We start from the raw sequence: 7,989 nt of genomic DNA, 5'->3' as shown, positions 1-7,989 counted from the left end.
ATAATCTTAAGAGGTATTACAATCTAAGCAGAGACATACTTTTTTTACATCACAGAAGTACAATACCTATACTATACTAATTGTTTATTTTAAGTATAAACAAAGAATTACATTGTCAATATTTTATTTAATAGAGTTGCACTTAGGTATAATCCTATCCCAAAAATGGTATGCGTAAGCAAGCTTTTTATTCTACCTGTAGCTGGATTTGGTATATCTGACAATGCAATTCCTAATCCAAATGCAGGCTGCATAATAAAAAAAGGAGCGACAATGGTAACAAGGCCTATTAAAATAGCAGGTTGAAGAGTTGGATTAGCTAACCAATTTTTACTACAAACAAATACCAATAAAAATGCAAATGATATTCCTATTATATAATGTGACAACCAACCTATTATCAATTCATTTTTTAATGAGGGTGAATTAAAGATTTTATCATGAAAGAATTTTCCTTTGGGTATATAACCAACCCAACGACCAAGAAGACTATAATCAAGTGATTTTATGTTAAACAAACTTAATATAAATGACCAAATATCCATTGCAAATGTAGCACCAACACCAATAATTATTGTTTTTAATATCCAATTCATTTTATATCTGTTTTCTTGATTAGTATTAGACGATAAAGAGAGGTAATAAGAGATTATATTAACACACACAAAATTAGTACGCATACAGGATGCTGGAGTAGGACAAAATTTTGGTTTACCAGGACTTATCTAAAATTATGTCTAAACACTTTGGGTGAACACCCCATATGTTTTTTAAAGAACCTGATAAAATAAGATGCATCATCATATCCTAAATCATAAGCTATACTACTTACTTGATTAGACGTAGCCAAAAGATATCTTTTAGCTTCTAAAATTATATGTTCATTGATTAACTCTGAACATGTTTTACCTATTGTAGATTTAGTGATGGCATTAAGCTGATATAAAGAAAGGTTCATCATTTCTGCATATTGAGCTGCTCGTTTATGAGTAATGCAATGTGTTTCTAGAAGTTCTAAAAATTCTTCGAGTCGTTCTTGTGAATATGGTGTACCGTTACCTCTATGATCTTTTCCTATTTTCCGACTAAGTTCGGTAAGTAATATACTTAGGTTTGCATTAATTACTTCCTGGTGCCCCTCATCCTTATTTGTAAATTCCTGAAAAATGGCTTCTAAAACAGATATTGATTTTTTAAAACCATTGCTATCAAATTGATAACAGTTCAAATTACTTATTTTTCTTAGCAATGCTACCTTTACCCTATCATGAGCAACATAAGAATTGGCATTAAAATTAAGTAAATACCCAGTGCTCTCCTTATTTAATGTAAGCTGATGTACCTGACCCGGGCGAAGAACAAATATAGAATACGCACAAACATCATAAGGAATAAAATCTATTTCATGAAAACCCGACCCTTGCTCCAGTGCGAGTAAAAAGAAAAAATCATGCCTGTGAAGATTTTGGGTCATCCGTTTTCCGCCTAACATCTTCTTAACATCTTTAATTGCGAAAATAGACTCGTTTGAGTTCACATTACCTTTTCTTACCGGAATCTCTTGCATTATACGACTCAAGGATTTAAAATTCAACTAGTCTTTAAAAAAATCACACCATTTATTACAAATCTATATTCATACAAGGGATAAGAAAATCTCATGTTAAATTAAATTTCATCGAACCTTTCTTACCCCTTACACAAAAGCTTTGTATCAGAAAAGTACACTAGTACTTTTTTGCACCACTAAGATAACTAAACCGATAAAAACGTGGTTCGGTTTATTTGCCTAATTTATTCCAGATTTTCTTAAATCTTTCTAAATTATTTGAAGTTACATCTTCGTTTGCCATTAGAATTTGCCCAATGTTTGTTTTGGGGTCAAACATCATAAAAGCAGATGCTCCTAGATCTGAACCGGTATGCCCTATTTTACCAGATTTAAAATACGCCATAAAAAGCCCGCTATTAGGTTCTCTTGGGCTAATATTCTGAATATTTTTCCTTTCATCAAAATTCTTAGCATATAACTCTCTCCACGATTTTTTAGTAAGTAATGTACTATTTCCGTTATATCCTTTTATGAGTTCGATTAAGTAAACAGACAAGTCTTCTATATTTGTTTTTAAGCTTCCATCGGGATACGTCACACAGGAATAAGGCTGTATAGCTTGATCTTTTTCATCGTATAGTATACTATGCTGTGCACTGTCTATATTCTTATAAAACCAAGCTGTATTATTCATGTTTAGTGGTTTGAATATATGGTCTTCGGTAAATTCATTAAAAGGTTTATCACTAACTTTTTCAATTATATAAGCCGCTAATGCTGCTCCAATATTCGAATACTCATATTGTACTCCTACTTTCTTTTTCGAGAAACTTTTCTTTACACTCTTTCTATTATGACTAAGATGCTCATATAGGTATGCTTTTAACGGTGTTTTTGGGAAAAGTTCATAGGCATAGGCAGATTCATATATATTTTTATTATCTATGATTCCTGAGGTATGAGTTGCCAGATGTCTCAATGTAATAATGTTCGAATCGTCGACATGCGGATTAACAATTTTAAAATCCAGATATTCATTAATATCCTTATCCAAATCAAGTAATCCTTTCTCTTTGGCTATCATTAAAGAAACTCCGATAACAGTTTTACTCACTGATCCAATGGGTTGAATTGTATTTTTTGAATACTTCTTCTTTTTTTCTGTATTGGCTAATCCAAATGTTTCAATTTTTAGAACCTCATCCCCATTAACTACAGCGGTAGCATAGCCTGTAAATTTTCTGTCTTGAGATATACAACTCTGGATACTTAAAAAAGTAATTAAAATAAAAGTAAAATAAGATTTCATAATCATTGTTTTTTTGATTGATATATTCATTTTGAGACTACATACTACTCAAACATTACATGCTTACCTTATCGGGTAATTGTTCTGTTGAGATTTGACACAAATAAATATGAAAATGAAGACCCAAACGCCCCAATGCTTCTATTGGCACCTATTTTTAAAGTGTTTCCTGAAGTGAGGATTTGAATTGAGAAGGAGATAAACCAGTTTCTTTTTTAAATATTCGATTAAAGCTGGTCTTAGATTTAAAGCCAGATTCATATGCAATACCCAGAAGTGTGATATTATTATACTCTGGTGATTTTATTTTTTCTTTGACAGAGGCAACACGATACTTATTCACATAGTCATAAAATGTAGTCTTCAAATATTGATTTAAAAATGCTGAGAGTTTTTTGTCAGAAATTGAAATTGCACTTGCTAATGTGCTTAAAGTAAGGTCTTCGTCTAAATACTTTTTCTCAACAAACATTACACGTTTTAGTGATAATTTCAGCATACTCAATTCTTCATCATTCATACCAGACAAGTACTCATTTTTTTTACTCTCTTTATTTTTTTTCTCTGGTGTATTGATCAAGAAATCCGGAAGTAAAATTTTTGACTGTTTAACTCCATAATACCCTAAATATACTATCAATATAATTACCGAAACTAATGTTAAATACGAGGTTTCAAAATTTAGTTCTCTAATAGTAGACTCATACAAAGTAAATATGACATCAAGGCAAGAAATCACAAGCACACCAATAAGCATTCGTTTTACCCAACCAAAATCATTTTCAGAAATGTTTGAAAAATTGAGTTTCATGGCACCTTTATATCTATTAAATAGTTTTAATGAATACAATGTGTAGAAAATAAAATACAACATCAACAAAATACCAAATAGATCCCCATGATCATTGATCACTTTTAAATAGTTAAACACAAACTCTTTCTTAATGATCGAGACCAAAAAAGGAATTGATACGCATAGTAAATAGAGTACCGTAGGAATAAAATGAATGTAGTATTTCCTTATTAGTTTTGTTTTATTTTCAAATAGAGATTTTATATAAACAAATATCAAAGGTCCGGTAAAAAATTCAATAATTTCATTGAACACAAAAGTGCTTAGAAATAAGAATTTTAATTTATGAATTTGTGCATACCCGTGAATAATGTAAAATAGGGTTATAGAAAAAAATAAAAGAAGTAATTGCTGTGGTGATTCTTTGGTTTTAGATTTTATCAATAACAGAAGTATAATAACATTAATAACAATTCCTGTGGTTAAAAAAAAGGTAATTACTAAATTCATAAACTAAAAATGCTGTAAATTATCTCTAATTATGTAGTGAGTATTGGATTATTTTATGATTAAACCAAAATAACAATGTCTATTTAATAATTTGCAAAATGAGTATGTATTATTTTCGCATTACCTTGTTTATCATTACTAAGAATAAATGTAACGGGCCCTTTTGAAATACTATCTTTTACTGCATTTCTATCTCCAAAATACCATACCGCAGCTACCATGGCAGTTTCTCCATAAATTTTTGTCGTAATATCTTCTAACCAGAGTGATTTTTCAGACTGCTTTCCTCCTTCTATAAAACCAAATTCCAGGTGATGTGGTTTTAGATGCTTATATCCTACCATCAAACCTTCTTTTTCTGATGAAAAATAGGTAAGGTCTTCAGTTTGAAGAAAGATATCGTCTAGCAGATTTAAGTCATAAGTCTCCCACAACTTTAACCATTTATTAATCACATGTTCTGTCTCATTTTGAGATAAAGCTACTTTCTTATTTTGAAACTCTATTTCATTTTTTTGTGTATTGCAAGCTAGCACAAATACAAGGAAAGGGATTATATTTAGAAATTTAAAGTTCATAACCAGAGCTTGTTTTTTTATATGATTAATTTGTTTATTATTTGAAATCTTTTGCTATTAACTTTATCTTCTACCTATGATTATAATGTTTTAATCATTTGTTCATATTCCTCTATTTTTGATTCTAGTCGCTTATTTAAATACTCATTTTTATTATTAAGATGAGATGAAATTAGTTTAGCTTCTTCACAGTACTTAATTATTTTGTTTTTAGTCCAATGTTCTGGTGGAGTTTGAAGGTTCGTGATTCGGTCTGCTATTTTAACAATGCCGACTTCTTTTTGCAATTTATTTACACGAATCAAGCTATCCATCATTTTTTCTTCTTTGGATAGTAATTTCTCATCTTTTGTTAGTGCTTGTACAGCTTTAGCAATAGGTTCGCTAAATATCTGTTTGATTTCTTCGGCATCTGTATCTGTATCTTCAATTGTATCATGAAGAATTGCTGTTTGTATGGCAAAATCTATATCAAATGAAGGATCAAAATTATAAGCAAATAAAACTTCCATAGCTACATTTGAAATATGCAACAAGTAGTTCGCGTTTGTTCCGGGGACTTTTTGTTTGCTATGTTTTTCTCCAGCGAATTTGATTGCTTTTTGATATAGTTCTTGTGTCATAGTAGTTTTATTACGCACAAAACGCCTTGTATAAAAAACGTAAGGCTATTCGTAATGATACGATTAGGATTGCACCAAGTCAAATATAAATATTTTACTTTTATACTTTTTATTGACACCAAATTTTACATTTGACAACCCTATAAGAGGTCATTTGCTTTTCGAACAATCTTAAGCCTTCTTATGATGTTTCTTATGCATTATGTTTACCTCTAAATAGAACTACCTTACTACAGTAGCTTCTAATTCTATTTTCAATGTTTCAAAAAGGCTTTTTACCTCTAACAAAGTGCTTGCTTGTTTTATATTATGTTCTGTAATCCAGTTTTGGAAAACATCAAAGCAAGTAAAAAGTTCTTCTGATGAAGTTGTATATATGTTCAACCTTACTATGTTCTTACATTTATATCCTGCTTCCTTTATCACTTTTTCTAAGTTTTGTATAGACTTAATTAATTGAGTTTTCATGTCATCTGTACTTGACCTTCCATCAGCATCAATTGCTGTCTGACCAGAAACATAAAGTGTTCCTTTTACTTTTGTTACTTCAATAGCTTGAACATAACTTCTTTCATTTTGCCATTTCCAGGGGTTAACTATTCGTTTTTCCATTTCTTTTTCATTTTTGTTTTGTGCGAATGTAGATATAGTGATAAATAACGAGATTGCTATAATTACTCTTTTGCTTTTCATAATTATGAATTAATAAATTCTATGCAAAGATTTGAACAATATCATTATCTGCGCGTGACAAACATCACAATTGTAAAAAGATTAAGAAGAAAGTCTACTAAGTGTTTCGCGCGAAACGCCTAGGTAAGAAGCCAAAAGGGTTTTAGGAACGCGTTGAAATAATAATGGATACTGTTTTAACAGTTGCTCATATCGTTCCTTAGCATTTGATGTTAGAAAAGATAAAATTCTATTTTGTGAAGCGATATGACCAGAGATAGATTTCTTAAGGAAGAAACTTTCCATTTTAGGCAGGTCACTTATTAGTTTTTCATAATTTTCAAGCGTAAGGCAAAACACATGAGTATCTTCAATGCATTGTAATGACATTGTAGCTTTTGTTTTAGTAAAATAAGCTAAGAAATCACTTTCCCACCAATCTTCCATTGCAAATGACACAATATGCTGTTTACCGTCTATATCATCATAAACTAATTTTAAAAGCCCAGAAACGACGTAATAGAAATGTTTTACATTTTCCCCTTTTTGAATTAAAAAATCATTTTTTTTATAATTTTCAAATGAGAAGTGTGACGAAACGAATGAATATTCATCATTAGTAAGTTGTATTACTTTTTCAATATGTTTCTTTAGTTTTTCTTTCAACACAATTTTCGTTTGAATTCTCTATTACTTGAAGAAGAAAATTATCAAAGCTACAATAGAATTCGAGTTTGTAAATTTTTGGAATATTTTATGTTTCTGTAATTAATAGTAAAAGCCTAGTACAAGAATAGCATCGAGTTTAAAACACAGATCTTTCTGTTTTAGATCGGCTATAAATCTAAAGAAAAGTTACTTTGATTAGGGATCAAAGCAACTATTATCTTTATACATCGCTAGCCACCATTTATTTTCTTTGATCTTTAAAAACAGTACTAACATCTACCCAATACACTTCTCCTTTGGTCACTCCTTTCCATCCACTCTTTGGAGGGTTACTGTATCTTTTTGAAAAGAAAAAATACTTATCATCTGGTGACATATATGGGCAGAAATAAATCCAATCTTTCTTTAGCGGCTCCCCAATATCAAAATGAACCGGAGCTTGCCATTTGTTATTTTCTTTAAATGATATTGCAAAACCTTTCTCATCTGTATATGTGTTTCCTGTAATCAAATAACTTTCATCGGGAGAAACATAGGTGCCACGTTGGCCTTCTTCAGAATTCACTTCAGAACCAATATTCACTGGGGTATCGAATTTTCCTTCTCCCAGATATTGGGCTCTATAAATATCTCCTTTACCAAGACCACCAGGGCGATTTGATGTAAAATATATACTTCCATCTGCAACAACGACCGGATACGATTCTACATACTTTTCTGTTGATACGGGGTATCCAACCTTTGATGCAATTTGCCATTTCCCTTCAATTTTTTGACTTCTATATATGTCTGGCTTACCTTTTTTCAAACGATCTTCAGGACTAACGCCGAGGAAATACATCGTATTACCATCTTGTGTTATTGATGGATCAATGGCAACAGATTCACTTTCCTGGTTGGTATACATTTGTATGGGTTGCGGTGCGGTCCACTTGCCATTAACAAAATCAGAATGATGTATAATAAAACTACCATCAATAATTCTGGTAAAAAACATTTCGGTAAACGAAGCATTAAATACTGTATTAATTTCTATAGCATCTGTATTTACAAAGGATGGAGCGAATAATTCTGGTGTTATCCCTGGCAGTTTTTCATCTATATAGGAGTTATTCGAACTAATTGGTTTACAATTTTGCAAGACAAAAACGAATGCGATCATTAATAAGAAATAATACCTTCTACTCATATTATCTGATTTAAATAATTTGTTAACGGCTTTGTATATGGTTGGTTGCGTAGGTTAGGACTAAATTAGTAAAAGAAAACGAACCAAAGGTAAA

Annotated in this window: 9 protein-coding genes; all 9 read right to left on the bottom strand. The window is 30.8% G+C overall.

The features are described 5' to 3' along the window. Positions 1-107 precede the first annotated feature (107 nt). Positions 108-596 (bottom strand): DUF2938 domain-containing protein, encoded by a 489-nt coding sequence (locus Z053_RS0124725; protein ID WP_025667645.1) that lies wholly within the window; start codon positions 594-596, stop codon positions 108-110. 125 nt (positions 597-721) lie between these two features. Continuing rightward, positions 722-1,579 carry an AraC family transcriptional regulator gene (locus tag Z053_RS0124720; RefSeq protein WP_241459856.1) on the bottom strand — a complete coding sequence of 286 codons (858 nt, stop codon included), beginning with the start codon at positions 1,577-1,579 and terminating at the stop codon, positions 722-724. A 202-nt stretch (positions 1,580-1,781) separates the two neighbouring features. Beyond that, positions 1,782-2,861, bottom strand: a complete 1,080-nt coding sequence (locus Z053_RS0124715; RefSeq protein ID WP_051476140.1) for a serine hydrolase domain-containing protein — start codon at positions 2,859-2,861, stop codon at positions 1,782-1,784. A gap of 157 nt (positions 2,862-3,018) precedes the next feature. After that, positions 3,019-4,164, bottom strand: a complete 1,146-nt coding sequence (locus Z053_RS0124710) for a helix-turn-helix domain-containing protein (protein WP_025667642.1) — start codon at positions 4,162-4,164, stop codon at positions 3,019-3,021. Between the two features lie 83 nt (positions 4,165-4,247). Further along, positions 4,248-4,742, bottom strand: coding sequence for a hypothetical protein (locus tag Z053_RS0124705; protein ID WP_035096763.1), 495 nt, complete (start codon positions 4,740-4,742; stop codon positions 4,248-4,250). 80 nt (positions 4,743-4,822) lie between these two features. Further along, on the bottom strand, positions 4,823-5,365 hold the full coding sequence (locus Z053_RS0124700; protein WP_025667640.1) for an HD domain-containing protein: 543 nt from the start codon (positions 5,363-5,365) through the stop codon (positions 4,823-4,825). 222 nt (positions 5,366-5,587) lie between these two features. Continuing rightward, positions 5,588-5,977, bottom strand: coding sequence for a RidA family protein (locus tag Z053_RS0124695; protein WP_025667639.1), 390 nt, complete (start codon positions 5,975-5,977; stop codon positions 5,588-5,590). A 162-nt stretch (positions 5,978-6,139) separates the two neighbouring features. Then, positions 6,140-6,703 (bottom strand): Crp/Fnr family transcriptional regulator, encoded by a 564-nt coding sequence (locus tag Z053_RS0124690; RefSeq protein WP_025667638.1) that lies wholly within the window; start codon positions 6,701-6,703, stop codon positions 6,140-6,142. A gap of 244 nt (positions 6,704-6,947) precedes the next feature. Continuing rightward, positions 6,948-7,895, bottom strand: a complete 948-nt coding sequence (locus tag Z053_RS0124685; RefSeq protein WP_025667637.1) for a TolB-like translocation protein — start codon at positions 7,893-7,895, stop codon at positions 6,948-6,950. Between the last annotated feature and the right edge of the window lie 94 nt (positions 7,896-7,989).

It is taken from the genome of Aquimarina megaterium XH134 (assembly GCF_000520975.1).
GTDB classification, from domain to species: domain Bacteria; phylum Bacteroidota; class Bacteroidia; order Flavobacteriales; family Flavobacteriaceae; genus Aquimarina; species Aquimarina megaterium.
Note: the sequence above shows the minus strand (reverse complement) of the source record. Positions and strands in the feature narration are given on the sequence as shown.

Excerpts from the sequence above, each read along its gene's own strand:
- Z053_RS0124695 (WP_025667639.1), bottom strand. The coding sequence starts at position 5,977 with ATGGAAAAACGAATAGTTAACCCCTGGAAATGGCAAAATGAAAGAAGT.
- Z053_RS0124725 (WP_025667645.1), bottom strand. The coding sequence starts at position 596 with ATGAATTGGATATTAAAAACAATAATTATTGGTGTTGGTGCTACATTT.
- Z053_RS0124685 (WP_025667637.1), bottom strand. The coding sequence starts at position 7,895 with ATGAGTAGAAGGTATTATTTCTTATTAATGATCGCATTCGTTTTTGTC.
- Z053_RS0124715 (WP_051476140.1), bottom strand. The coding sequence starts at position 2,861 with ATGAAATCTTATTTTACTTTTATTTTAATTACTTTTTTAAGTATCCAG.
- Z053_RS0124700 (WP_025667640.1), bottom strand. The coding sequence starts at position 5,365 with ATGACACAAGAACTATATCAAAAAGCAATCAAATTCGCTGGAGAAAAA.
- Z053_RS0124705 (WP_035096763.1), bottom strand. The coding sequence starts at position 4,742 with ATGAACTTTAAATTTCTAAATATAATCCCTTTCCTTGTATTTGTGCTA.
- Z053_RS0124710 (WP_025667642.1), bottom strand. The coding sequence starts at position 4,164 with ATGAATTTAGTAATTACCTTTTTTTTAACCACAGGAATTGTTATTAAT.